22 protein-coding genes are annotated in these 22,560 nt (G+C 70.8%); 8 read left to right on the top strand and 14 right to left on the bottom strand.

The window, feature by feature from the left end; all coding sequences use genetic code 11:
• Positions 1–17 precede the first annotated feature (17 nt).
• Entirely contained in the window at positions 18–647 is a 630-nt protein-coding gene (locus tag P3T34_RS37335) for a TetR family transcriptional regulator (RefSeq protein WP_280670897.1), read from the bottom strand.
• A gap of 113 nt (positions 648–760) precedes the next feature.
• On the opposite strand from P3T34_RS37335, the gene P3T34_RS37330 reads away from it, so the two are divergent.
• The gene (locus P3T34_RS37330; protein ID WP_280670895.1) at positions 761–3,088 is read left to right on the top strand and encodes an MMPL family transporter; all 2,328 of its coding nucleotides are present in this window, start codon (positions 761–763) and stop codon (positions 3,086–3,088) included.
• A gap of 41 nt (positions 3,089–3,129) precedes the next feature.
• On the opposite strand, the gene P3T34_RS37325 is transcribed toward P3T34_RS37330, so the two are convergent.
• Positions 3,130–4,176, bottom strand: a complete 1,047-nt coding sequence (locus P3T34_RS37325; protein WP_280670893.1) for an acyl-CoA desaturase — start codon at positions 4,174–4,176, stop codon at positions 3,130–3,132.
• Positions 4,177–4,404: 228 nt separating this feature from the next.
• Here P3T34_RS37325 and P3T34_RS37320 point away from each other — a divergent pair, with 228 nt between their 5' ends.
• Together P3T34_RS37320 and P3T34_RS37315 are read left to right on the top strand one after the other, a co-directional pair.
• Positions 4,405–4,956, top strand: a complete 552-nt coding sequence (locus P3T34_RS37320; protein WP_280670891.1) for a SigE family RNA polymerase sigma factor — start codon at positions 4,405–4,407, stop codon at positions 4,954–4,956.
• A 62-nt stretch (positions 4,957–5,018) separates the two neighbouring features.
• The gene (locus P3T34_RS37315) at positions 5,019–5,822 is read left to right on the top strand and encodes a hypothetical protein (protein ID WP_280670889.1); all 804 of its coding nucleotides are present in this window, start codon (positions 5,019–5,021) and stop codon (positions 5,820–5,822) included.
• A gap of 57 nt (positions 5,823–5,879) precedes the next feature.
• Here the strand turns inward: P3T34_RS37315 and P3T34_RS37310 are convergent, their stop codons facing one another.
• The 6 genes from P3T34_RS37310 to P3T34_RS37285 all read right to left on the bottom strand — a co-directional run bounded on the left by P3T34_RS37310 (position 5,880) and on the right by P3T34_RS37285 (position 9,838).
• Positions 5,880–6,842 carry a hypothetical protein gene (locus tag P3T34_RS37310; protein WP_280672637.1) on the bottom strand — a complete coding sequence of 321 codons (963 nt, stop codon included), beginning with the start codon at positions 6,840–6,842 and terminating at the stop codon, positions 5,880–5,882.
• 119 nt (positions 6,843–6,961) lie between these two features.
• Positions 6,962–8,281, bottom strand: a complete 1,320-nt coding sequence (locus P3T34_RS37305) for a ricin-type beta-trefoil lectin domain protein (protein WP_280670887.1) — start codon at positions 8,279–8,281, stop codon at positions 6,962–6,964.
• A 249-nt stretch (positions 8,282–8,530) separates the two neighbouring features.
• Positions 8,531–8,854 (bottom strand): DUF6191 domain-containing protein, encoded by a 324-nt coding sequence (locus tag P3T34_RS37300; RefSeq protein ID WP_280670885.1) that lies wholly within the window; start codon positions 8,852–8,854, stop codon positions 8,531–8,533.
• 201 nt (positions 8,855–9,055) lie between these two features.
• Positions 9,056–9,298, bottom strand: a complete 243-nt coding sequence (locus P3T34_RS37295; protein WP_280670883.1) for a hypothetical protein — start codon at positions 9,296–9,298, stop codon at positions 9,056–9,058.
• Positions 9,298–9,582: a hypothetical protein gene (locus tag P3T34_RS37290; RefSeq protein ID WP_280670881.1), complete on the bottom strand. Its 285-nt coding sequence runs from the start codon at positions 9,580–9,582 to the stop codon at positions 9,298–9,300. Before P3T34_RS37290 ends, P3T34_RS37295 begins: the two co-directional genes overlap by 1 nt.
• A gap of 16 nt (positions 9,583–9,598) precedes the next feature.
• The gene (locus P3T34_RS37285) at positions 9,599–9,838 is read right to left on the bottom strand and encodes a hypothetical protein (RefSeq protein ID WP_280670879.1); all 240 of its coding nucleotides are present in this window, start codon (positions 9,836–9,838) and stop codon (positions 9,599–9,601) included.
• Positions 9,839–10,195: 357 nt separating this feature from the next.
• Here P3T34_RS37285 and P3T34_RS37280 point away from each other — a divergent pair, with 357 nt between their 5' ends.
• The gene (locus P3T34_RS37280; protein ID WP_280670878.1) at positions 10,196–11,530 is read left to right on the top strand and encodes a DNA-binding protein; all 1,335 of its coding nucleotides are present in this window, start codon (positions 10,196–10,198) and stop codon (positions 11,528–11,530) included.
• A gap of 56 nt (positions 11,531–11,586) precedes the next feature.
• Here the strand turns inward: P3T34_RS37280 and P3T34_RS37275 are convergent, their stop codons facing one another.
• Positions 11,587–12,624 (bottom strand): NAD-dependent epimerase/dehydratase family protein, encoded by a 1,038-nt coding sequence (locus P3T34_RS37275; RefSeq protein WP_280670876.1) that lies wholly within the window; start codon positions 12,622–12,624, stop codon positions 11,587–11,589.
• Between the two features lie 435 nt (positions 12,625–13,059).
• On the opposite strand from P3T34_RS37275, the gene P3T34_RS37270 reads away from it, so the two are divergent.
• Both P3T34_RS37270 and P3T34_RS37265 read left to right on the top strand, forming a co-directional pair.
• The gene (locus P3T34_RS37270) at positions 13,060–13,224 is read left to right on the top strand and encodes a hypothetical protein (protein WP_280670874.1); all 165 of its coding nucleotides are present in this window, start codon (positions 13,060–13,062) and stop codon (positions 13,222–13,224) included.
• Entirely contained in the window at positions 13,221–14,408 is a 1,188-nt protein-coding gene (locus P3T34_RS37265) for a methyltransferase domain-containing protein (protein WP_280670872.1), read from the top strand. Before P3T34_RS37270 ends, P3T34_RS37265 begins: the two co-directional genes overlap by 4 nt.
• On the opposite strand, the gene P3T34_RS37260 is transcribed toward P3T34_RS37265, so the two are convergent.
• Together P3T34_RS37260 and P3T34_RS37255 are read right to left on the bottom strand one after the other, a co-directional pair.
• Positions 14,395–15,168 carry a carbonic anhydrase gene (locus P3T34_RS37260; protein WP_280670870.1) on the bottom strand — a complete coding sequence of 258 codons (774 nt, stop codon included), beginning with the start codon at positions 15,166–15,168 and terminating at the stop codon, positions 14,395–14,397. The two genes, P3T34_RS37265 and P3T34_RS37260, sit on opposite strands and share 14 nt — an antisense overlap.
• 205 nt (positions 15,169–15,373) lie before the next feature.
• On the bottom strand, positions 15,374–16,006 hold the full coding sequence (locus P3T34_RS37255; RefSeq protein WP_280670868.1) for a hypothetical protein: 633 nt from the start codon (positions 16,004–16,006) through the stop codon (positions 15,374–15,376).
• Between the two features lie 190 nt (positions 16,007–16,196).
• On the opposite strand from P3T34_RS37255, the gene P3T34_RS37250 reads away from it, so the two are divergent.
• Both P3T34_RS37250 and P3T34_RS37245 read left to right on the top strand, forming a co-directional pair.
• Positions 16,197–17,729: an XRE family transcriptional regulator gene (locus P3T34_RS37250; protein WP_280670866.1), complete on the top strand. Its 1,533-nt coding sequence runs from the start codon at positions 16,197–16,199 to the stop codon at positions 17,727–17,729.
• Between the two features lie 128 nt (positions 17,730–17,857).
• Positions 17,858–18,868 (top strand): GNAT family N-acetyltransferase, encoded by a 1,011-nt coding sequence (locus P3T34_RS37245; protein WP_280670864.1) that lies wholly within the window; start codon positions 17,858–17,860, stop codon positions 18,866–18,868.
• A gap of 53 nt (positions 18,869–18,921) precedes the next feature.
• On the opposite strand, the gene P3T34_RS37240 is transcribed toward P3T34_RS37245, so the two are convergent.
• The 3 genes from P3T34_RS37240 to P3T34_RS37230 all read right to left on the bottom strand — a co-directional run bounded on the left by P3T34_RS37240 (position 18,922) and on the right by P3T34_RS37230 (position 22,534).
• Positions 18,922–19,455 carry a hypothetical protein gene (locus P3T34_RS37240; protein ID WP_280670862.1) on the bottom strand — a complete coding sequence of 178 codons (534 nt, stop codon included), beginning with the start codon at positions 19,453–19,455 and terminating at the stop codon, positions 18,922–18,924.
• A 130-nt stretch (positions 19,456–19,585) separates the two neighbouring features.
• A complete protein-coding gene (locus P3T34_RS37235) occupies positions 19,586–20,833 on the bottom strand; it encodes a glycosyltransferase (protein WP_280672635.1) in 1,248 nt (415 codons plus the stop codon).
• A 156-nt stretch (positions 20,834–20,989) separates the two neighbouring features.
• Positions 20,990–22,534: a HAMP domain-containing sensor histidine kinase gene (locus tag P3T34_RS37230; protein WP_280670860.1), complete on the bottom strand. Its 1,545-nt coding sequence runs from the start codon at positions 22,532–22,534 to the stop codon at positions 20,990–20,992.
• Positions 22,535–22,560: the final 26 nt, after the last annotated feature.

Here is a 22,560-nt window from a genome sequence, read left to right as displayed (position 1 = left end):
GACGGCAGGACGGGAACTCAGGCCGCGGGCGCGGGCGACTCGATCAGGACCGCGAAGGCCTTGCGGACGAACTCGCCGAGATCCACCGCATGGCGAGTCGGGTCGGGCAGCCGCACGTAGGTCAGTCGGATGGCGCGCAGCACACCCGCCCCCGCCCGGGCCAGCACGGCCGCGCGGAGCAAAGCATTGGGGTCCGCGGGATCGGCGGCGTCCACGGCCAGGCGCTCCAGGAAGACCTGCGCCAAGGACTCCTCCAGGTCGAAGAGGAGCAGGCGCTCCCCGCGGACGGCCCGGTCGGCGGCCAGCGGCTGCGGTCCGGCCAGCAGGATCGTCGCGACGTCGCCGTGGGAGACCTCCAGGACGGCGTTGCACAGCGCGATGAGCGCCGGCTCCTGCGGCGGGCGATTGCGGAGCTCGTCCAGGATCAGCGGGACGAGGTCCCGGAACTGCTGCAGGATCAGGCTCTCCTTGGACGGGAAGTAGCGGAAGAACGTCCGCTCCCCCACACCCGCGGCCACGGCGATGTCCCGCACCGTGGTCGCCTCGTAGCCGTTCTCCTGGAACAGGCGCGCTGCCGCCTGGATCAGCGCCTGGTGGGTGCGCTGCTTGTTCTGTTCTCTGCGCCCTGGCTCCGCTGCGGTCTCCACCCTCGGAGTATCTCACCCTCAGGGATGATCTGGCAGTCCTGCCACTTTGTTAATGTGGCAGGACTGCCAACTTCTCCGGTTGACGGACCACCCGCACGGATCACGGAGCCGCCATGCCCACCTTCCTCTACCGCCTCGGGAGCCTCGCCTTCCGCCACCGGCGACGCGTCCTCGCGCTCTGGCTGGCGGTGATCGCGGGGGTCGTGGCCTGCATGGTGGCCTTCGGCGGCACCGGCAAGCTCGACAACACCTTCACCATCCCGGGCTCGGAGTCGCAGCAGGCGATGGACCGGATGAAGACCGACTTCCCGGCCTCCTCCGGCACCAGCGCGCAGCTCGTGTTCACCGCGCCGGCCGGGCAGAAGGTGACCGACCCCGCGGACAGCGCCGCCATCACCGCCACCCTCACGGCCGCGCAGTCCGCGCCGCAGGTCGCCAAGGTCGTCAGCCCCTTCACCACGCACACCGTCTCCACCGACGGCAGTACCGCAGTGGCGCAGGTCCAGTACGAGGTGGCGCAGAGCGGCCTGCAGCCCGATTCGCTGGACGCGCTGAAGTCCGCCGTCGCCGGCGCGGACCACAGCGGGATGCAGGTGCAGGTCGGCGGGGCCGCGTTCGGCAACGCCCCGTCCAAGTCCAACACCGACGTCATCGGCGTGGCCGTCGCCCTGCTCATCCTCGCGCTGACCTTCGGCTCGCTGCTCACCGCCGGCCTGCCGATGATCACCGCGATCGCCGGCGTCGCCACCGCCGTCTTCGGCGTGCTCTCGCTGACCGGGGTGGCGACGATCTCCTCGACCGCGCAGAGCCTGGCGCTGATGATCGGTCTGGCGGTCGGCATCGACTACGCGCTCTTCATCGTCAGCCGGCACCGCTCCCAACTCGCGCACGGCATGGATCCGCAGGAGTCGGCCGCGCTGGCGGTCGGCACCGCGGGCAGCGCGGTGGTGTTCGCCGGGCTGACCGTCGTCATCGCCATGGCCGGACTCACCGTCATCGGCATACCCTTCCTGACCGCGATGGGGCTGAGCGCAGCCGGGGCGGTCCTGACCGGCGTGCTGGTCGCGATCACCCTGCTGCCCGCGGTCCTCGGCTTCGCCGGAAAGCGGCTGACCCCCAAGCCGGGCTCACGGGCGATGCGTCGCGAGCAGGCGGTCGGCGCGGGCGAGCGCGCCACCGTCGTCGTCGACAGCGGCTACGACGGCGGCAGCGCCCGGGGCAAGCCCGCCGCGAACGCCGCCGAGCGGTGGTTCCGGCTGGTCACCCGCCGTCCGCTGCTCACGGTGGTCCTGGTGATCGCCGCCGTCGGCGCCCTCGCCTGGCCCGCGCACAACCTGCGCCTGGCGCTCCCCGACAACTCCACCGCGCCCGCCGCCTCCTCCCAGCGGCTCGCCTACGACCGGATCAGCCAGGAGTTCGGCCCCGGCTTCAACGGACCGCTGCTCGTCCTGGCCGACACCGGCGCCGGCACTGCCTCCGGCGCGGGCACCGACCCCACCGCCGCCGCCCAGCAGCTCGCCACCACCCTGCGCGGCCTGCCCGATGTCGCGGCTGTCGGCAAGCCGGTCGTCAACCCGGCCACCCACACCGCGCTGCTGCAGGTCATCCCGGACAGCGCTCCCAGCGACCAGGCGACCAAGACCCTGGTCAACACCATCCGCGCCGACCGGGACACCCTGCAGCAGCAGACCGGCGCCACCGTCCAGGTCACCGGCAACACCGCCGTGAGCATCGACGTCGCGGCGAAGCTCAACTCCGCGCTGGTGCCCTTCGCCGCAGTCGTGGTCGGCCTCTCGCTGCTCCTGCTGCTGCTGGTCTTCCGCTCGATCGTCGTCCCGCTCAAGGCCGCCGCGGGCTTCCTGCTCTCGATCGCCGCCACCCTGGGCACGGTGGTCAGCGTGTTCCAGCTGGGCCACTTCTCGGGGCTGGTCGGCGTCGACAAGGCCGGGCCGGTCAGCAGCTTCCTGCCGATCCTGCTGCTCGCGGTGCTGTTCGGGCTCGCGATGGACTACGAGGTGTTCCTGGTCTCCCGGATGCGCGAGGCATACGTCCGCACCAGGAGGCCGCTCGACGCCGTGCTCAGCGGCGCGCGGCACAGCGGACGCGTGGTCACCGCCGCAGCGCTGATCATGATCGCGGTCTTCGCCTCGTTCCTCGGCTCCGACAGCCTGATCCTCAAGCAGATCGCGTTCGCGCTGGCCGTCGGCGTCCTGATCGACGCGTTCGTGATCCGGATGACCTTCGTCCCAGCCGTACTGGCGCTCACCCGGCACGCGGCCTGGTGGCTGCCGAAGTGGCTGGCCCGGCTGCTGCCGAACCTCGACATCGAGGGCGAGCGGCTGGAGCACGAGCACGCACACCGGGCGCAGCCGACCGGGGCCGACAGCGACGCCACGGTGAGCCGGCTCGACGAGCACCGGTCGGCGTCCATGCATAACTGACGGATCATCAACTTCAGCTCACCGGCCCGTTGATCGGCGCCTCACTGCCCCGCCGTGCGCAGTGGGGCGCCGACGTCGTGCATATGACGCAGCGCCTGCCGGTAGGAGTCAAGCAGCGAGGTCTCGGCGTACGGGATCCCGACCGCCTCGCAGTGCGCGCGCACCAGCGGCTGGGCGCGGCGCAGGTGGGGGCGCGGCATGTTGGGGAACAGGTGGTGCTCGATCTGGTAGTTGAGACCGCCGAGCACCCAGTCGGTGAGGAGGCCGCCGCGCACGTTGCGTGAGGTGAGCACCTGGCGTCGCAGGTGCCCCCAGCCTTCGCCGTCCGGGTCGGGCATCTCCATGCCCTTGTGGTTCGGGGCGAAGGTGAGTCCGAGGTGGAGGCCGAAGAGGGCGTGGTGCAGCAGGGCGAAGGCCAGCGCCTTGCCCGGGGAGAGCACGGTCAGCAACAGGGCGGCGTAGCCGACGAGATGGGCCGCCAGGAGCACGGCCTCGACGGTGCGCTCGCGCGGTGCCTGGCGCTTGAGGTCCTGGAATCCGTACACCTTCAGCGCGATGCCCTCCAACAGCAGCATCGGGACGAACAGTTGGGCCTGGTGGCGGGTCAACCAGCGGGCGAAGCCGGTGCGTTGACCGGCCTGCTGCTGCGTCCAGACCAGCGCGCCGACGCCGACGTCCGGGTCCTTGTCGACATGGTTGGGATTGGCGTGATGGCGGTTGTGCTTGTCGTTCCACCAGGCGTAGCTCAGCCCGAGCAGCAGATTGCTGTGCAGCAGCCCGACGGCTCGCCCGGCCCGCTTGCCGCGGGTGATCTGCGCGTGGCCCGCGTCGTGTCCGTAGAAGGCGGTGCGGGCCCACAGGACGGCCAGCGGCACAGCGAGGAGCAGGCTCCACCAGCTGTCTCCGACGAGTACCAGGGCGGCGGCCGTGCCGACCAGGGCCAGCAGGTTGACGGTGATTCCGCCTCCGTACCAGCCGATCCTGCGGTCGAGCAGCCCGTGGTCCCTGACCGCCTTCAGCAGGGGCACGAAGTCGCTGCCCGCGCGCGGTTCGGCGGTGGCGGTAGGGGTGGTGCTGAGGTGTGGCATGGTCTCTCCGGCCGGTCGTCGCCCCCCGCAGTGACCTGCGCTGACTCCGTGAAACCTACGGACCGGGGACGTACCGCGGCCATCACGCCAGCACCCCGAAAGCGGCAGGGCCAACCCGAGACCGCGCCCGGGGGAAAGCCCCACCTGTCGCTCCCCATGGCCCACCCGCGCGGCAGATTTCCCGCGACCGCTTGCAACATCACCGCCGGTCCACCGCGTTAGGCAGGCATGGACCACTCACCGACGAGCAAACCGGAACCGGCGCCACCGGGCCCGCTCGATTTCCTGGACTTCGCCGCCGCGCAGGGCGGCCGGCTCTACCGGACGGCGTACCTGCTCACCGGCGGCGACTCCCACCTGGCGGAGGACCTGGTGCAGGAGGCGCTGAGCCGGCTGTACCCGCGCTGGAAGCGGCTGTCCCGGCTGGAGAATCCGGCCGGGTACGCCCATACCGTCCTGGTCAACACCTTCCTGAGCCTGCGGCGGCGGCGCAGCAGCAGCGAGCTGGTCACCTTCCAGTTTTCCGAGGTCGCCGTCCACGACGGGGATCCGACACTGCGGCTCACCCTGCTGGATGCCCTGCGCGACCTCTCGGCTCAGGACCGCGCGGTGCTCGTGCTGCGCTTCTGGGAGGACCGCAGCATCGAGGAGACCGCCGCCGCGCTGCGCCTGACCTCCACCGCGGTGCGTTCGCGCAGCCACCGCGCCCTGAACCGGATGCGCGCTCTGCTGGGCACCGGATTCGCCGAGCGCTCACGCCCGGCGGTCGAGCCGCGCTGACCTGGCGCTGCGCCGCCATGGTCCCTCACCTACCAGACCCGAACCGGAAGCAGGCTTCTGCCATGCCCTTTGAAGACGAGTTCAGCCATGCCCTGCGGGAGGCCGCCGAAGCCTCGCCGCCGACCTCGGTGGAGCTGCTGGCGATCGGCGCCGCGCAGCGCGGCCGGCGCCGCAAGCGTCGGCGCACGGTGGTCGCGAGTGCCTCGGCCATGGCGGCGATGGCGTGCGTAGGCGTGCTGACGCTGCAGCTGCGCCCGTCGGCCGACGTGTCGAGCCCGAGCACGGTGGGGACGACGGCCGACCCAGCAACGCCGGCTGCTACGCGCAAGCTGCCACCGCTGACCCCGGTGCCGGCCCCGGTGACCAGTGGCCAGCTGCTGGAGCTGTTCAAGGCCGAGCTGCCCGCCGACCTGCGGCTCAGCAACGCGATGACCCAGGACGGATCGGCCGGCGGCTCTGTCCAGTTGACGGCCGCCTACACCGCCACGGACGGCCACCACACGGGCGGCGTCGAAATCAACCTCACTCGAGCGCCGGCCCACCCCGGCCAGCGCGCGAGCGTGGGCCCCTGCTCGGGCGGCATCCCCGACTGCACCACCACGGCGGAGCCCGGCGGCGCGTCCCTGAGCCTCTACCTACCCGCCCAAGCGGCCGGTGGCGAGCAGAACTGGACCGCCACCCTGGATCGGCCTGACGGGAGCGCGTTGACCATCAGCGCGGGAAACATCCCGGGCCCGGGCTCCGGCCGGGACACGCCCTACCCCAACGCTCCGCTGCTGAGCGCGGCACAGCTGACCGCCCTCGCCCTCGATCCGGTCTGGCAGCCGCTGATGGCCAACCCGGGCGGCACTTCGACGGCCGGGTGACCCAGCGCGGTCCGGCGGGACGGTGATCCGGTGGTACAGCGAGACGGCGGTCAGCGGTCAGCGCGTGGCGTGCGAGCGCCAGTACGTGAACTCGTCGACCGGGTTGCCGCTGAGCTGCCACGGCCACGCGGTGACCGTCCCGCCCAGTTGCCCGAAGATCTCCGCGGCGTCGGCCGAGCGCTTGGCCTGGACGAGGACGTAGGCGAGCAGATTGAGATCGGCCAGCGCCGCCGCGTGCCGCAGAACGCCGGGTTTCCAGTTGGCGACCGCGTGGTCCAGCACGGCTGTCGCACGCGCTTGGTGCCATATCTTGTCGGCCAGCAGCTCGCCGACACCACCGCCGGACGCGGCCCTGCGATAACGCACGAACTCCGCGGTCAACTCCAGGGCAGCGACCGGAGATTGCCAAAGTCCCTGCGATCGCACCGAATCCAGGAAATCGAGAACCTGCGAGTTCGATCCGCTCTCCTCGGGCGAGAGATAACCGAGCATCTGCAGGTGCGCCTCCCGGTGGCTGCGGTCGCGATCGACCACCTCCTGCCACACGGCGAAAACCTCCCGCTGACTTCTGCGCTGCACCCGCATCAGCCCGAGCAAAACCACCCAGGGCGTCGGATCCTCCTGCCTCAACTCGGCTGCCCGATAGCACCGTTCGGCCGTGACCTGCGCATCCGTCGCGGCACCCGCCTGGCGGGCCCGCACCAGGTCCACCCATGCCTGGAACAGCAACGCGTCGGCGTTCTTCGGGTTCCGCAGCAGCCAGAAGCGCGAGAGATTGGAGTCGGCCGCCTTGTCGGCCAGCACACTGATCCGATGCGAGCGACGGTCCCAGTCCGTGCCCGCCGCCCGCAGGATCCGCTCGATCTGATCGGCCTGGATCTCTCTCATGCTCGATATCGGAGACGTGTCCAGTTGTTTGCGAACTCGTCCGAGCTCCTTGTCGTCGAGTTCGGGCTTCAGACGCGGGGTGGGGGAGCGGCGATTCCCGAAGAGCGGCATGGCCGGATCCTGAACCACCACGTACAGCAAAGGCAAGGAATGCGGAGCAGATCGTTATCTCCCGGTAAGGAAACGAGACGTTACCGAGGCGTAAACCGTCGGTGGCCACCGAAACCGACGGGCCGCGCGGTCTGGTCAGGTCAGGTCGGCAGGGTCCAGGCCTGGTTGGCGCCGCCGGTGCAGTCCCAGATCTCCACCTGGGTGCCCGGGGTGGTGGACCACCCGGTGTCGTCCAGGCACCTGTTGGACTGCGGGTTGTACAACGAGCCGTCGGAGCGCGGTATCCAGACCTGCGCGCCGGTGTTGTTGCAGTCGTAGAGATCAACCAGGGTGCCGTTCGCGGTGCCGCCGCCGTTCACGTCCAGGCACTTGCCCAGCACGTGCAGCGTGGTTCCCGCCTGGACGAAGCTCCACTGCTGGGCGGCGGTGCCGTTGCAGGTGTAGACCTGGACGGGGTTGTAGTTCGCGGTGCTGGCGGAGCGGTCGTCCAGGCAGAGTCCGCCGTAGCCGGTGATCGCCCCTCCCCCGCCGCCAGTGCCACCGCCGCCACCGGTGGTCGTGTAGGCGGCAACGTACCCGACGCTCATCGTCGCACCCGAACTGGTCGCACCGGTCGGCGTGTTGCAGCCGCACTGCCCGTTGGGGAAGCCGCCGCCGATGGCGAGGTCGAAGATGATGGACAGGTTGTGGTCGAACGCCTGCTGCCAGGTGGCCGTACCGACCTGGCTCTCGTTCACGCTGAAGTACTGGCTGCCGTCGAGGTACCAACTGACCGACTCGGCCGAGGTGTTCGTCCGGTCCAGGATGATCGAGTAGGTGTGGTAGCCGCCCTGGCAGCCGGGGCAGGCGCGCAGCCCGCTGCCGATGCCGGTGCTCTCGTTGCACGGGCCGCCGGGGAGAACACCGCAGTGGATCGTGCCCGCAACGTCGGAGAGCGCGTTGACGTCCTCCATGATGTCGATCTCACCGTTCTCGGGCCACTGCCCCGGGCCCAGCATCCAGAACGCGGGCCAGTAGCCCAGGCCGCTCCCCGGGTTCGGCTGCATGATCGACGCGGTGACCTCCAGCTTGCCGCCGGCCGGCGCGCCGACGTTCGCGCTCGGCGTCTGGATCCGGCCGGACGTCCAACTCCCGCCGTTCTGCAGGGCGGTGATGTCCAGATGGCCGTTGCCGTCCAGGTAGACATTGCTGGTCGAGTTGGTCATCGTCTCGATCTCGCCGGTGCCGAAGTTCGAGCCGGGACCAGTGTCGTAGATCCAGTTGGACCCGTTCGGCTGACTGCCCGCCGCGCCCGCGAAGTCGTCGCTGAAGACCGTCGTCCACCCCGAGGGCGGCCCGGGTACGGTCACGGCCCCGGCGCAAGCCGGCAAGGCCACAAAGGTGGCGAGCACGGCCGCCGCACCCAGCGCCACACCTCGGCGCAGGCGTCGTACGAGCGAGGGTTTGGTTCCGGTTGTCATCTGCGGCTCCCAGGGATCCGTCAGCGCAGGCCCAAGTGTCCGCGCCCGCTGGTGTGTTCGGAGTATGTGGTCCACACCAATGAGCGTCAAGCGTGTCAACTGTCCTCGTTTCATGGTCTTTTGGCGGCATGGCCCCGACCTGTCGGAATGGTCGGCGCGGGGTGCACGGACCCGCGAGGGCGGGGGAGCCATTGAGCCGTGGAGTGTCGCGTGCCCGGTTACACAGCACCCGGAATGTGACTCGCGCGTCTACCCTCGCTTTCGAACGACCGCGATGCCTCTGTCCAAGTCGATGCCCGTCCGGGGCGGCGCGCCAGCCTGATCGTCGTCTCGCAAGACCAGTTGGGCCTGGCGCTGCTCGATTTGCACGCGCTTACTGGCATCGAAGAAGGCGTGCAGCTCCTCGGCTGCGGCGGCACCAAGGCCGAGCCCACTGCTCGGCCCGCGCCCGGCCATGCGACGGCACAGCCATGCCGGACGGCCGGAACGCAGCACGACATGCCGGACTGAGGCCAGCGCGAAGGGCACGACCATCAGCACTATCATCAACAGCAGACCGGCTATCGTCACCATGCTGACCCAACGTGCGAACGGAACGCGCCCGTTCCCGACTGCTGACGCCCGATCTGAGAGTGCCTGATCAGAGCCACTCGCCGACGGCCGCGACCAGCACCGTTGCTTCATAGCGGACGGCGGCTTGTCATACCGTGTCCGGGATGGTGCACCAGATGTCGCGTCTGCGCAGGCATTGTGGTTCGTCGTGCGGGTGGTCGGTCATCCGGCGCAGCCGTGCTCGGCGTCCAGGTTGGCCTTGACCACGCGTCCGCGCAGGGTCTCGCCGCGATCGGCGGGGCGGACCTGCTCGGGCTTGCGGGTGATCTCGACGCCGCCGCCGGGCGGGCGCAGGTAGAGCTCGCCATGGCGGTTGTCCATGACGACCAGGATGCGCAGCGACTTGCGGTCGACGACGTACGAGCCGGTCGGGGGAACGTCATCGTCGGGGGCGACGGTGCTCATCATTCGCTCAAATCCCTTCGCACAGCGGACAGTTCGGCCAGCCCAGCGGGCACGACCGCGCCGGGCACCACGCGGCTCGAACAGCGCGCGTGATCCTTGAGACAATCGGCGATCGCCTGCACGGTACGCACGTTGCACCCGCCGATCTCGACGTGAACGCCACGAGGGAGGAGGGTGACCCGGCCACCCTCCAGACCGGGCAGCAGCGGCAGACCGTTGAGCTCCAACGCGTCCACCAGGGCGTCAACCGCCCGCTGCGCGGCTTCGCGAAGCTCGCGGACCATCCGGGCCTCTTGGGACTCAACTCTGTCGCTTGTCACGGGCGTCCAGTCCCTCCAGGATCAGTTCGGCGATCATTACGACCACGTCGGCTCGAGCCCGCCCGAGATCGACCAGGACAGTGCCGGTCAGGGCCGAAGCCGGGTCGAGCCCGACAGACGGAAGCGGCGCCCCGGCGCGAGCCAGCGCATCCGTCAATTTCGTTACTGCGATGCGTGCTTGCTGGCGTTGGGCCTGGATATGCCGGCTCAGGATGGACATGAGTCAGCTCCCCTCCGCAGGGCTCTGGGCGATACCTGGTGGCGGATCCGCAGAAGGGTCATGGCGTCCTCAGTGAGTAGGGATTGATCGGGCGTTGGATCAGCAAGAAATGCTGCCGCTCGGTTCGCTTCCAACCTCGATCGACCACCTACTGTGTGCCCTGCCGTCGTATCGCCACCAGTTCGCGCCGCGATCATCTGATGCACCGTTGCACTCGGCGGGGATCACTGAGATGTCATCTGTCCATAACCAGTGAAAACAGCTGATGTGATGCTGTATCAGTTAGGAACGAGGCAAGCTGGTCCCTGCACCGCGAATCGCATCCGGCGCGCAGGACGGATCGGAAGGGGTCTGCGGATGAAGACCACCAGGACACTGCTGTGGGTTCTCGTATCCGAGCAGCGTCACTGGAGTTACCAAGACTTCGAACGTGAGTTTGCAGCTGCGGCCAACGATCTGGCAAAGCGGCTCAAGGACCGCAAGTTCGGCGGCCTCACCATCTCCGAGCCCACCTTCCGCCGCTGGACGGCGGGACGGGTCGACCGTCCTGCCGGCAGGTCTGCCCAGGTGTTGGAGCAGATGTTCCATATGCCGGCATCAGCGCTGCTGGTTCCGGCTCCCGAGGGCGACCTCAGCCCGCAAGTCCCGTACGACCTCGAAAGCGACCTCGCGATGACCGCACGTGACGCCTCGGATCATGCCTTCTCTGTGGCTTCCCAAGCCCTGTCCAGTATGTCTTTGGAGCAGTTGCGCGACGACATCGTCAACCTGTCGCGCAGCTATCACCAGAAGTCGCCCTTCGACATCTTCCGTGACGGCAAAGCGTTGAGGGAGAGCGTGGCGGACATGTTGGATCGCACCCAGATCCCCGCCCAACGACAGGAACTGCTCATCACGGCCGGGCAGACGGCGGCGCTGCTCGCGATGTCGGCGTTCGACCTCGGATCCCTGGGGGCGGCCACCCGGCTGGCCCGCTCTGCTGCGACCTACGGAGAAGCTGCTCGCTTTGATCCGCTGAGGGCCTTCGCCGGCGGGACGTTGGCCATCCTGGCGTACTGGGACGGCCGTCCAGCTGAGGCTCTCCAGCACGTCAAACAGGCACAGATGTACCAGGGGATCGGCGCGGTGGCGCGCGCCAGACTCGCCGCCATCGAAGCCCGTGTCTACGGCCACCTCGGCGACGCCGTACGCGCCGAGCGAGCGGTGCGGGCCAGCCTGGACGACCAGGGCGATGACACCGATGATCTCCACGACGGAATCGGCGGGGAGTTCCACCACGACGCAGCCCGCCTCGCCCGTTCCCACGGCACGACATTCCTCCTCCTGCGCAACGGCGCCGGAGCACAGCAACAGACCGGCCAGGTCCTGGCGTTGCAGGCAGCGCTTCCCGTAGGCCGCCGGACACCGCGTATCGAGGCGGAAGCTCGTGCTGACGGTGCCGCCGGCTTCCTGCTCGCCGGTGATCTGGACGGCGCGGTCGACATGCTGAAGCCGATTGCGACGCTCCCCCCGGACCGCCGCATCGCCGGTCTGGTAGAGCGCGTCCACCGTGTGCGCAATCTCCTCATCACCGAGCCCGTCTGCACCGCCCCCACAGCCATCGCGCTGGGCGAGGACTTGGAGGAGTACGTCCGTGCGTCTGTTGCGAAGCAACTCCGCCCCGGGGTGACCCGCCTTTCCCTCGGCGGCTGACTTCGTCCCTCTGTCATCGACAGGCGCGCGTCCAGTGGAGCTGGACGCGCGCCGTCTCATGACAGGGCCGCAACGGCAGTGAGAATCGCCGCCTCCTTCTCCGGCGCGATGCCGTGGGCGGCGGCCCTTGGGTGCGGAACCGGCAGGCTGCCGGACTGAAGCGACGCCCAGGTATCGGCAACGGTCTCCACCAGCGGACGGCAGCTCAACCCGGCCTCGTACGCGGTCGTCGAGTCGATGAGCCACACTCCCTCATTCGTGCGCCACAAGGGAAGTTCGGTCCACTGCTCCACGCCGTGCTCCAGTAGCAGGCCGTCGTCCACCCACTCCAGACTGCTGCTGCTTCCGGTGGCGTCGATGCACGACTGCAGGAACCGAGCCATCGTGTCGCGGCCGATCGGGGCGGTGACGTTGTGGACCCCGCCACCAGGCCGCTGGGCGACGTCGAGCACGAACCGGGCCACGTCGCGCACATCCACCGGCTGGATACCCTTGTCGGGGTTGCCCGGCGCCAGGATCCGCCCGCCGCGCTCGGCGCGATGGAGCCACCACGGAAGTCGGCCGACGTACTCCCCGGGGCCGAGGATCACCCCTGGCCGCAACAGCCAGGACCTGTCGTCCCCGAAGGCCGCCAGGACAGCACGTTCGGCGCCGGCCTTCTGCCGTCCATAGTGAAGGTTGGGGCCGACCCAGCCTTCGGGGTTACGACCGTAGTCCTCATCCGCATCGGGTGGGCCGTCCAGCAGAGGATCGCCAACCCGAAGCGGCTGGTCGGGCCAGCCGGCGTACACCGAGGCCGTCGAGACGTAGACGTACCGGTCAGCTGCGGCCTCCAGAGCCTGAGCACCGGCGAGAACCGTCCGAGGCGGTTGCTCGCCGGCAGACGTGTCGATCACCGCATCCCAACGCCCGTACCCGGCAAGGCGTGCCAGGTCATCGTCATCGGTTCGATCGCCGTGGATCGCCTCGACGCCGGGCACGTCCGGCCCGGAACGGCCTCGATTGAACGTCGATACATCCCAGCCGTGTTCCAGAGCGTCCTGGACCACTGCGCGGCCCAGAAACCATGTCCCGCCCATCACAAGAATCCGCATGACCGAGATCCTGCCGAATGCGGCGGCATCATCGCCACTTCCAGACCCGGCCACTGCGCTCCGGCCCCAGGCCGAGCGCGGCATACGGGCAGCGGATGACACCCCGGTGATAGCGGACGACTCGGAACCTCCACAGAATGAGTTACCGGTGATATGGCGTTGACGCCCCGCCACCGGAGACCGTGGTGGACCACGCGATCGACCGACAGTCGCCGCCCCAGCCCGTGCAAGCGCGTTGAGAACGAGCAGTTCTGATGGCCAGTCTGGTACTCCGCCCGGTGCAGGACAACCGATCCCCCTCGGCAATCGTGGAAACGCACCGGGCGGACCAGCCCCCGAGCGCGAGCCGGCCGTCACCCCCGTGCAGCCGGTGCCCTACCCATCCCGCACCCCGGGAAGGGACCATCAGTACCGACGCGACAAAGGAGACCAACCATGATCGCGAACGATGGCGGCCACGGAGGCGGCGGAGGAGGTGGCGGCGACCAGGGCGGCGGCGGAAACTCGGACCTGGTCCCCGGTCAGCCGTGGACGCCGCCGCCGGCCCCGCCGACCCCCGACGGCGGCCCGCCTCCCGGTGACGGAGGCCACCGCAAGTGACGCTCGCCCCTGAGTGGGAGGACCGCCCCGGCCGTGCGCCGGGGCGGCGCCTTCCCGACTACGTGACCCCCCAATGGGCAGCCGCGTTCACCGCGCTGCCCCGCTCGCTGTTCCTGCCCGACCTGATGTGGGCCCACGACATGGCCACCGGGCGGAGCCGGCCGCTCGACCGCCGCACCGACCCCGACGCGTGGACGCAGGCGGCCGACGCCGACATCCCGATCGTCACTCAGTGGGACGACGGCCAGCACGCCGGCACCGAACCGGGCACCGTGCCCACCAGTTCGGCGAGCATGCCCAGCGTCGTTGCCGGGATGCTCGCCGAACTCGACCCCCAACCGGGGCAGAAGGTGTTGAACATCGGCGCCGGCACCGGATGGGACACGGCGCTACTGGCGCACCGGCTCGGCGACGCCAACGTCTACGCGGTGGACGTCGATCCGCAGGTCACCGCCGACGCCCGTAGCCGGCTCGGGGCGGCCGGCTACCGGCCCACCGTGATCTGTGGCGACGGCCGGTTCGGCTGGAAGGCCGGCGCCGCGTACGACCGCGTCATCGTGTCCTGCGGCCTGCGGCAGATCCCCGGCGCCCTGGTCGAGCAGACCCGGCCGGGCGGCGTGATCCTCGCACCGTGGGGCACCCATTACGGCAACGCCGATGCTCTGGTGCGACTCACCGTTCACGACGACGGCACGGCCGCCACCGGGCCGTTCCTGCGGCCGGTGGAGTTCATGAAACTTCGCGCACACCGCCTGGTGTGGCCCGAAGCGCCGGACGCCGGCGGCACGGTGGAGGAGTCCACCACCGTGGCCACCCTGCCGGCACATGGGCAGTTCGACCCGTTCCCGTTCGCGCTCGGCCTTCGACTTCCGCACGCCACCCACGCGTTCCAGCCTCACGACGACGGCGCCCGCACGCTGTGGCTGTACAGCCTCGCAGAGCCGGCCTGGTCCGCTGTCACCTTCCGGGACGGTGAGCCTGAGCACCAGGTGCGGCAGTACGGCGCCCGGCGCCTGTGGGACGAGTTCGAAGCGGCGTACGCGTGGTGGCTCGGCGCCGGCCGGCCCGGCTTCGACCGCTTCGGGCTGACCGTGGACACCGCCGGCGACCACCGGGTGTGGCTGGACGACCCCGACCAGCCGGTGAACCAACCTGGTCGTCCTCCGAGCGTCAGGGGAGCATGAACTCCACGCAGCCGGTGTCCAGGGAGTAGTAGGCGCCCACCACTTGGACCCGGTGCTCGGAGACGAGCGGGGCGAGCAGGGGGTCCTCGCGGAGCTGGTCGGCGGTGAGGCAGATCTGGGCGCGAACGGTGTTGTCGACCTGGTCGCCGGGGTGGGGCTTGGCTGCCTCGTAGGCGGGCTTGAGGGCTTCGACGACCGCGACGAGGTGGGCCGGTACCTCGGTGCCGTTGTTGAGGGCATCCACCGCGAAGGTGACGGCGCCGCAGCGCTGGTGGCCCATCACCACGACCAGCGGGGTCACGGCCTCCTCGGCGCCGTACTCGACCGCGCCCTGGATCAGGTCGTCGTTGGTCTGGGCCGCGGTTCGCACGACGTACAAGTCCCCGACGCCACGGTCGAAGACGATCTCGGGCGGCACGCGGGAGTCGATGCACGAGAAGACGGTCGCCAGCGGGTGTTGGCCCGCGGCCACCGCGAGGCGGCGGGCCACGGTCTGGTGCGGATGCAGGAGCTTTCCGGCCACCCACCGCTCGTTGCCTTCGACCAGCCACCGCAGCGCCTCGTCCGGCCCGGGCGTGTCCGCATCCGGCACCAGCGGCTGCGTCGGATCGGCGATGCTGCGGGGCTGCGCGAACGCCCGGGCGGTTCCGAGGAGGGGGACGGCGGCCACTGCGCCGGCGCCGCCGACGAGAAAGCGGCGTCGGGTGGCTGAGCCGGCGACGTCCGCCTGCCGGTGGCTGTCAGCTGGTGAGTCATGCATCGTGATCTCGGCTTTCCTGGTGATCTTGCTGTTGTCGCCCCGATCACGAGTCTGGATGCCGAGCCACCCGGCCCGCCCTGCCACACCGCGCCCTCCCCCGCCCGGCGGCTGCGGATCACCCACTCGGCCGCACGGGTGCAGGGCCGCTCCCGCCTGCGGCAATAGCCGGCAAGCGGGAGCGGCCCTGCACCTGAGGTACTCAGGGTCAGACGGTCAGCGCGATCGCTTCCATTCGCAGGGACTGACCGACCGTGCCGACCGTGTCCCAGACGTTGGCGCCCTGGCACCTCGTGCCCTGCCAGCCGATGTTCTGCACGTGGGCGTCCGCACACACGCTGCCGGTGGGGACCATGATGCTGAGGGCCTCCATCCGCAGCGACATCCCGACGGTGCCGACCTCTAGGACATCGCCGTCGTTTCCGCAGACCGGATTCTGCCAGCCGATGTTCTGCACGTGCGCCTGCGCGCACACTCCGCCGACACCGGAGACCGCGATATTGAGCGCCTCCAGGCGGAGCGACTGCCCGACGGTGCCCGCGATCTGCCCATCGCATACCGCTGCCTGCCAGCCGATGTTCTGGACCTGGGCGGCGTAACAGATGTGGCGGCCGGTGTCGTTGGGGTGCAGGATGGCCTGCTTCTGCAGGGCGGCGGCCAGGGCCTGCTGCATCGCCTTCGCGTTGGCCTGGTCGCCGGTGCTGGCGGTGGTGTGGGCGGACTGTGCTGGCTGGGCAGCGAAGGCCGTGGGGCCGGTGGCGGCCGAGAGACCGGCGGCGAGCAGGCCGGTGGCGAGCAGCGTTGCCACTCGGGCCGGGCGTGAGCCGGTGATGAACCGCATGGTGAGCCTCCAGGATCGTTGGACTGTCGGTGAGTTGTCCACCTGACGCCGATCCTTGGGTTTTCGGTCGAGTTCGCCTAGGGCGGCGCCTGGGTGTGTGACACTGTCACCGACCGGATGCGTGCGAACTGCGCTGTGAGACGACGTCACCGGCGTTTCGTGACACTGTGATCCCCGGGGGGATGGTCTCGTGTCGTACTGGACTGCGCTGCCTGACGGGCTGAGCCCGGATCAGCGGCAACTGGTGGAGGAGCTGCGCGCGTTGAAGGACGCGCATCGGCTGTCGTTGAAGCAGCTTGGGGTGCTGACGCACTACAGCCATGCCTCGTGGGAGCGCTGGCTGAACGGCAAACGGCTCGTCACCCGGGAGGCGTTGGCGGCCCTGGCCGGAGCGCTCGGCGTGGACGGCACCCGGCTGCTGCGGTTGCTCGGTGACGTCCATTGTCCTCTGTCGCCACCCGACGGCAGTCGGCCACCGACCCCGGCGGCCACGGTGTCAGTGGCCCCGGCATCCGTGCCGGCGCAACTTCCGGCGGTGGTGGCCGACTTCACCGGCCGACGCGAGCAACTGGACGAGCTGGTCGGCCTGCTGACCACCGGCGGGCACGGGCCCGGGCAGGTCCCGGTGGTCGCGGTCACCGGCGCCGGCGGGCTAGGCAAGACCGCACTCGCCGTCCAGGCCGGACACTTGGCCGCCCTTCACTTCCCCGATGGGCAACTGTACGCCGACCTGCGGGGCGCCGACCTCGCCCCTCGGGATCCCACGGAGGTGCTGGGCCAGTGGCTGCGGGCGCTGGGCGAGGATGCCGGGAGCATCCCGTCTCAGGTCGAGGAGTTGGCGGCGCGCTTTCGCAGCCTGCTGGCCGGGCGGCGGGTGCTGGTGGTGTTGGACAACGCCGCCGGCGCCGCGCAGATCCGCTCGCTGATCCCCGGCACGGCCGGCTGCGCCGTCCTGATCACCGCCCGCACCCGCCTCAGCGACCTGCTCGCCACCCGCCATCTGCCGCTGAGCACCCTCGACGACCAGGAGGCGGGCGAGTTGCTCGCCGCGGTCATCAGCGATCGGCGGACCGCCGCCGAACCGGAGGCGGTGGCGCGGGTGCTGGCCGGCTGCGGGGGCGTGCCGCTCGCGCTGCGGATCGCCGGCGCCCGCCTGGCGGACCGCACCACCTGGGCCATCGCCACCCTGGCCGATCGCCTGGAGGACGAACGCCACCTCCTCGACGAGCTCACCCTCGGCGACCTCGCCATCCGCACCGCCTTCCACACCAGCTACCACAACCTCCCGGGCATCCGGGCCGGGCGGCCGAGTACCGGAGCGCAGGCGGGCAGTTCAGCCGATGGGTCCGCGGCGTGGGCGTTCCGACTTTTGGGGCTGTGCCCCAGCACCCGCTTCACCGCACACGCTGCCGCCGCCCTCCTCGACCTCCCCCTGCGACGAGCCGAGGACCTGCTCGACACCCTCGTCGAGGCCCACCTCGTCGAGGTCGACGGCCCCGACCGCTACCGGCTGCACGACCTGCTGCGCACCTACGCGGCCGAACTCACCCGCCGGGACGAGACCACCGAGCAGCGGCAGGCGGCGTGCGAGCGGCTGGCCGGCTGGTACCTGCGCGCCTGCTACCAGGCCCGACAGGCCCGACAGGCCACGCGCCTTCCACACGGTCGTGGCCGTCCGCACGGCCGCGCGCCCCGAGCCAGCCGTCGTCTCTCCCGACCGTGACACCGCCATCGACCGCAGCACCGCCCGCCGGCCGCGAGTTCGACCCGCGACCCCGAGGCGTAGCGGCGGCGTAGCGGCGTAGGAAAACCGCTGGCGGGATCCTGCTGCCAGGAGGACGCTTGACGGCTGTGGAGATACGTGAGCTCGACCCGGCGCACCGCGCCGAGGACCTGGCGGCCGCGTTACCGGTCGCGCGTGCTGTGCTGGCCCAGCAGATGCCCGGCTTCCCGGAACTCCCGGCAAGTATGCTGCGGCTGTGGTGCCTGCCCGACTGGCAGGCGCACACCAGCGTGTTCGCGGCGTTCGACTCCCCCGGGGCCGCAACGGCCGACGGCCTGGTGATCGCCGAGTGGGAGGACGACGCCAACGAGGACCTGCTCGTCGCCTCCGTCTGGGTCGCCCCGCACGCGCGGGGGCGCGGCGTCGGCTCCGCGCTGTGGGCGGACGTGCTGCGCCTGGGTTCGACGCTCGGGCGCCGGCGGGTGACCACCAACACCTCGGCCGCGCTGCCCGTCGACACCCTGGTCACGGCCAAGGGCGGGCGCCAGGTGGAGAAGGCGACCAGGTCGGTGCTCGACCTCACCGCCGTGCCACCCGTCCAGCTCAACGCCGCCGCCCGCGCCACGCCGAAGAACTCCCGCTACGAGCTGGTGCGTTGGACCGACCGCTGCCCCGACCGGCTGGCCGAGTCGTTCTGCGCCGCGATGGAGGCGATGAACGACGCGCCGCAGGGTGAGATGGTGTACGAGCACGTCGCCCACGACCTCGCGCGGCTGCGCGGGCGCGAGGAGCTCAGCGTCCGGGCCGGAGTGCGGCGGCACGTGCTGGCGGCCGTCACCGAAAGCGGCCAGGTCGGCGGGTTCAGCATCTTCGTCAGCACCCCCGACGGACCGAGGTCCCTGGATATCTGGGACACCGGTGTCAGCCGCGAGCATCGCGGCCAGGGCCTCGGCCTGCGGATCAAGGCCGCCCAGACGCTCTGGATGCTCGACGAGTTCCCCGCCGCCGACTGGGTCCAGACCTTCAACAACGCCGAGAACCAGCACATGCTGACCATCAACCGCGCCCTCGGCTACCGGCCGGCCGAGCAGTGGTCCTGGTACGAGTTCGACAACTCCGCCCGGCCCGCGACCAGTTGACAATCGGAATCGTCAACTCCCGAAGGGAGCCACTTGCTTCTGACCCGGGAGCGTCACAGGTCCGTGCCGGAAACCCACACCACCGGGTGCGCCGGATCGGTCGTCCCGTCCACTGCCACGGACCGGGAGTCGGCCTTCTTGGCCCTACCGGGACTGTCCTGGCCGTAGACCATGGTGGGGTTGACCGGCGGGGTCAGGCCGCACAGGCCGCGCGCGGGCTGGACGGGCACTCCGGGACTATAGGTGGTCCAGCCGCCGGCCACCTTTGTGGTCGCACTCGGCGATTCGAACTGACTGGCCATCAGGAACGTCGCCAGGTCTGCCGGCGTCGTGGTGAAGCGCAGCGCCAGGTCCGACTCCCCTTGCAAACCGCCTACGTCAGCGCTGAAGACGATGTTCGTGGCGCTGGAGGGGACAACCAGGCCGAAGTGCCCGGTCGCATCGGCGAGGGAGAGGTTGTTGCCGCTGCTCTGCGGGCAGACCCTTGAATCGGTCGCCGCGACCTGGTTGTCCGGCGCCCCGAACGCCGAGTCCAGCATCGACTTCGCACCCCAGCCGAGCAGGCTCAGCAGGACGACGGCACTCACCGAGATCGTCAGGCATCCAGGTCTCTTCAAGGCCCCGTGCGCTCCCCTACGTGGATGGGTTCAGAGAGTGTGATCGTAACCGGCGTCCCGACAGAACATCAGCGAGGCCGCCGGCCGCTCTGGCCGGTGGTCAGTTCCCCGTGCCGGGGCCGTCGCCCTGGGCCGGGGGGCGGGGGGCGGTGAAGATCCAGGCGCGGAAGAGGAGGAAGCGCAGCACGGTGGCGGCGAGGTTGGCGGCGATCAGGACGGCGAGTTCCGCGGAGCGCGGGGCCGCTGTGCCGAGGGTGTGCAGGGCGGCGAGCGCGCCGGCGCTGAGGGTCCAGCCGACGGCGAAGACCAGCAGTCCCTGGGCCTGGTGGCGCAGCGCACGGGCGCGGCCGCGGACGCCGAAGGTGAGCCGCCGGTTGGCGGCGGTGTTGGCCAGGGTGGCGAGCAACAGGGCGAGCGCGTTGGCGAGTTGCGGGCCGGTGGCCTGGCGGCAGAGCGTGTAGAGGGCGAGGAAGAGCGCGGTGCTCGCGACGCCGACGGCGGTGAAGCCGAGCAGTTGGCGGGCCAGCCCTGCCGGGACCTGGTCCAGCTCACCGTCGCGCGGGTCGTCGCCGAAGGGCCGGCGCAGCCGGTCCAGCGGGAGCCGGCCGGTGGTCAGGGCGCGGCCGACCCGCCAGACGCCCTTGAGGTCGTCGGTGGCGGTGCGCAGCAGGTCGACGCTGGAGTCCGGGTCGTCGACCCAGTCCACCGGGACCTCGTGGATCCGCAGGTCCGCCCGCTCGGCGAGTACCAGCAGCTCGGTGTCGAAGAACCACGCGGTGTCCTCCACCAGCGGCAGCAGGCGCTGGGCGACGTCGGCCCGGATCGCCTTGAAGCCGCACTGGGCGTCGGAGAACCGCGCCGCCAGGCTGCCGCGCAGGATCAGGTTGTAGGCACGGGAGACCAGTTCGCGCTTGGGCCCGCGCACCACCCGCGAGGAGCGGGTCAGCCGGGAGCCGATCGCCAGGTCGGAGTGGCCCGAGATCAGCGGCGCGACCAGGGGCAGCAGCGCGTTGAGCCCGGTGGACAGGTCGACGTCCATATAGACCAGCACCGGCGCGTCGGAGGCGAGCCAGATGGCGCTGAGCGCCCGTCCGCGTCCCTTGCGGTCCAGCCGGACCGCGAGGACCTCGTCGAACTCCTCCTCCAGCGCCCGCGCCACGCCCGGGGTGGTGTCGGTGCTGGCGTTGTCGGCGATGGTGATGCGGAAGGTGTAGGGGAAGGCGGTGGTCAGGTGCGCGTGCAGGCGGCGCACGCACGGGGCGAGGTCCTGCTCCTCGTTGTACACCGGGATCACCACGTCGACCACCGGCTCGTCGCGGTCGGTGGGCAGGAACTCCCGGGCCGGCATGGCGGCTTGACGGTGGGAGGGGGTCGGCGTGGGCGTCAGTGTTCGCATGGGGCCACCGTGCTCGGCGCTGCTGTCGCCACCGTGTGCCGCGGGTATGACCCGGCTGTGAACCGCAGGCCCGCTGTGAACCGCAGGCCAGCTGTGAACGCAGGCCCGCTATGAACCTCCCGCCCGCGCCGTGGCGGCCACCTGGTGCGGGGGCAGGCTGACGGTGAAGACCGTACCGCCCGGTGCGCTGCGCACCGCGATCTCGCCCTCGTGCGCGGACACCACGGCGTGCACGATGGCCAGGCCCAGGCCGGTGCTGCCGGCGTGCCGGGAGCGTGAGGCGTCGCCGCGCGCGAACCGGTCGAAGATGTGCGGCAGCAGTTCCGCCGCGATGCCGGGGCCGTCGTCCGCCACCTCAAGGAGCAGCCGCTCGCCCTGCTGGTAGGCACGCGCGGTCACGGTGGTGCCCGGTGGGGTGTGGTGGCGGGCATTGCCCAGCAGGTTGACCAGCACCTGGCGCAGCCGCGCCTGGTCACCGAGCACCAGGGCAGGCTCGTCGGGCAGTTCGAGGCGCCAGTGATGCGTGCCGCCCGCCGCGCGGGCGTCGCTGACGCAGTCCACCACCAGCGGGGAGAGGTCCAGTGGCGTGAGGTCCAGCGGAGCCGTCGACGCCGGGCGGCCGGCGTCCAGCCGGGCGAGCAGCAGCAGGTCCTCGACGAGGGCGGTCATCCGGGCGGCCTCCGACTCGATCCGGCTCAGGGCGTGCCGGGTCTGCGGGCCGATCTCCTCGCGTCCGCGCCGGGTGAGTTCGGCGTAGCCGCGGATCGACGCCAGTGGGGTGCGCAGCTCGTGGCTGGCGTCGGCGACGAAGTGCCGCACCCGCAGCTCGCTCTCCTGGCGCGCCGCCAGCGCCGAACCGACGTGGTCCAGCAGCCCGTTGAGCGCCGCGCCGACCTGGCCGACCTCGGTACGCTGGTCGGTGTCGGCTTCGGGTACCCGCTCGTGCAGGTCCACCTCGCCCTGGTGCAGCCGCAGTTCGGCCACCCGGGTGGCGATGGCGGCCACCCGGCGCAGCGGGCGCAGGGCGGAGTCGGTGGCGACGAAACCGACCAGGCCGACCGCGAGCAGGGCGCCGGCGCCGACGCAGAGCTCGGCGGTGACCAGGCGGTCCATGGTGTCCTGCTGGTCGGACGCGGGCAGGCCGACGAGGATCCGGTCGCCGTTGCGGTTGTCGTGCGCCAACTCCACCCGGTAGGGCCCGAGTCCGGGCACGTCCACCGAGTGGGCGATGCCCTCGCGGCCGGTCGCGAGCGGGGCGAGCACGGCGAGTTGGGTCGGGCCCAGCTCGGTGGTGTCGGGGCTCAGCGAGCCGGAGCTGGTACGGCCCTCGACCACCTGGCCGCCGTCCACCACGGCGCCCAGGGTGGCCAGCGGCTGGCCGGGCCCCAGGACGAAACCCAGGTCGCCGCTCGGCAGCATGGGCGCGCCCGGCGGACCGGCGGCGCGCATCGCGACGTCGTCCAGCTGGCGGTCCAGCTGGCCGTAGAGGTCCTGGTGCAGCACCACCGCGGTGACCACCGCGACCACCGCGCACGCCACGGCGAGCAGCGAGAGCAGGGCGGCCAGCAGGCGGGCCCGCAGCGACCAGCGGCCCACCCGGACCAGGCGGGCGGCGCGCTTCGGCCGGGGCGCTGCGTTCGATGACCGCGGCACGGCGTTCGATGGCCGCGGCGCGGCCA

The sequence above is a fragment of the Kitasatospora sp. MAP12-44 genome, from assembly GCF_029892095.1.
GTDB lineage: Bacteria > Actinomycetota > Actinomycetes > Streptomycetales > Streptomycetaceae > Kitasatospora.
Note: the sequence above shows the minus strand (reverse complement) of the source record. Positions and strands in the feature narration are given on the sequence as shown.

Bases quoted from the DNA above. Each gene is read 5' to 3' on its own strand.
- P3T34_RS37270 (WP_280670874.1), top strand. From the start codon at position 13,060: ATGATCGCGAACGATGGCGGCCACGGAGGCGGCGGAGGAGGTGGCGGC.
- P3T34_RS37305 (WP_280670887.1), bottom strand. From the start codon at position 8,281: ATGACAACCGGAACCAAACCCTCGCTCGTACGACGCCTGCGCCGAGGT.
- P3T34_RS37315 (WP_280670889.1), top strand. From the start codon at position 5,019: ATGCCCTTTGAAGACGAGTTCAGCCATGCCCTGCGGGAGGCCGCCGAA.
- P3T34_RS37285 (WP_280670879.1), bottom strand. From the start codon at position 9,838: ATGTCCATCCTGAGCCGGCATATCCAGGCCCAACGCCAGCAAGCACGC.
- P3T34_RS37320 (WP_280670891.1), top strand. From the start codon at position 4,405: ATGGACCACTCACCGACGAGCAAACCGGAACCGGCGCCACCGGGCCCG.
- P3T34_RS37295 (WP_280670883.1), bottom strand. From the start codon at position 9,298: ATGAGCACCGTCGCCCCCGACGATGACGTTCCCCCGACCGGCTCGTAC.
- P3T34_RS37325 (WP_280670893.1), bottom strand. From the start codon at position 4,176: ATGCCACACCTCAGCACCACCCCTACCGCCACCGCCGAACCGCGCGCG.
- P3T34_RS37290 (WP_280670881.1), bottom strand. From the start codon at position 9,582: ATGGTCCGCGAGCTTCGCGAAGCCGCGCAGCGGGCGGTTGACGCCCTG.
- P3T34_RS37330 (WP_280670895.1), top strand. From the start codon at position 761: ATGCCCACCTTCCTCTACCGCCTCGGGAGCCTCGCCTTCCGCCACCGG.
- P3T34_RS37275 (WP_280670876.1), bottom strand. From the start codon at position 12,624: ATGCGGATTCTTGTGATGGGCGGGACATGGTTTCTGGGCCGCGCAGTG.
- P3T34_RS37260 (WP_280670870.1), bottom strand. From the start codon at position 15,168: ATGCATGACTCACCAGCTGACAGCCACCGGCAGGCGGACGTCGCCGGC.
- P3T34_RS37235 (WP_280672635.1), bottom strand. From the start codon at position 20,833: ATGCCGGCCCGGGAGTTCCTGCCCACCGACCGCGACGAGCCGGTGGTC.
- P3T34_RS37300 (WP_280670885.1), bottom strand. From the start codon at position 8,854: ATGGTGACGATAGCCGGTCTGCTGTTGATGATAGTGCTGATGGTCGTG.
- P3T34_RS37255 (WP_280670868.1), bottom strand. From the start codon at position 16,006: ATGCGGTTCATCACCGGCTCACGCCCGGCCCGAGTGGCAACGCTGCTC.
- P3T34_RS37280 (WP_280670878.1), top strand. From the start codon at position 10,196: ATGAAGACCACCAGGACACTGCTGTGGGTTCTCGTATCCGAGCAGCGT.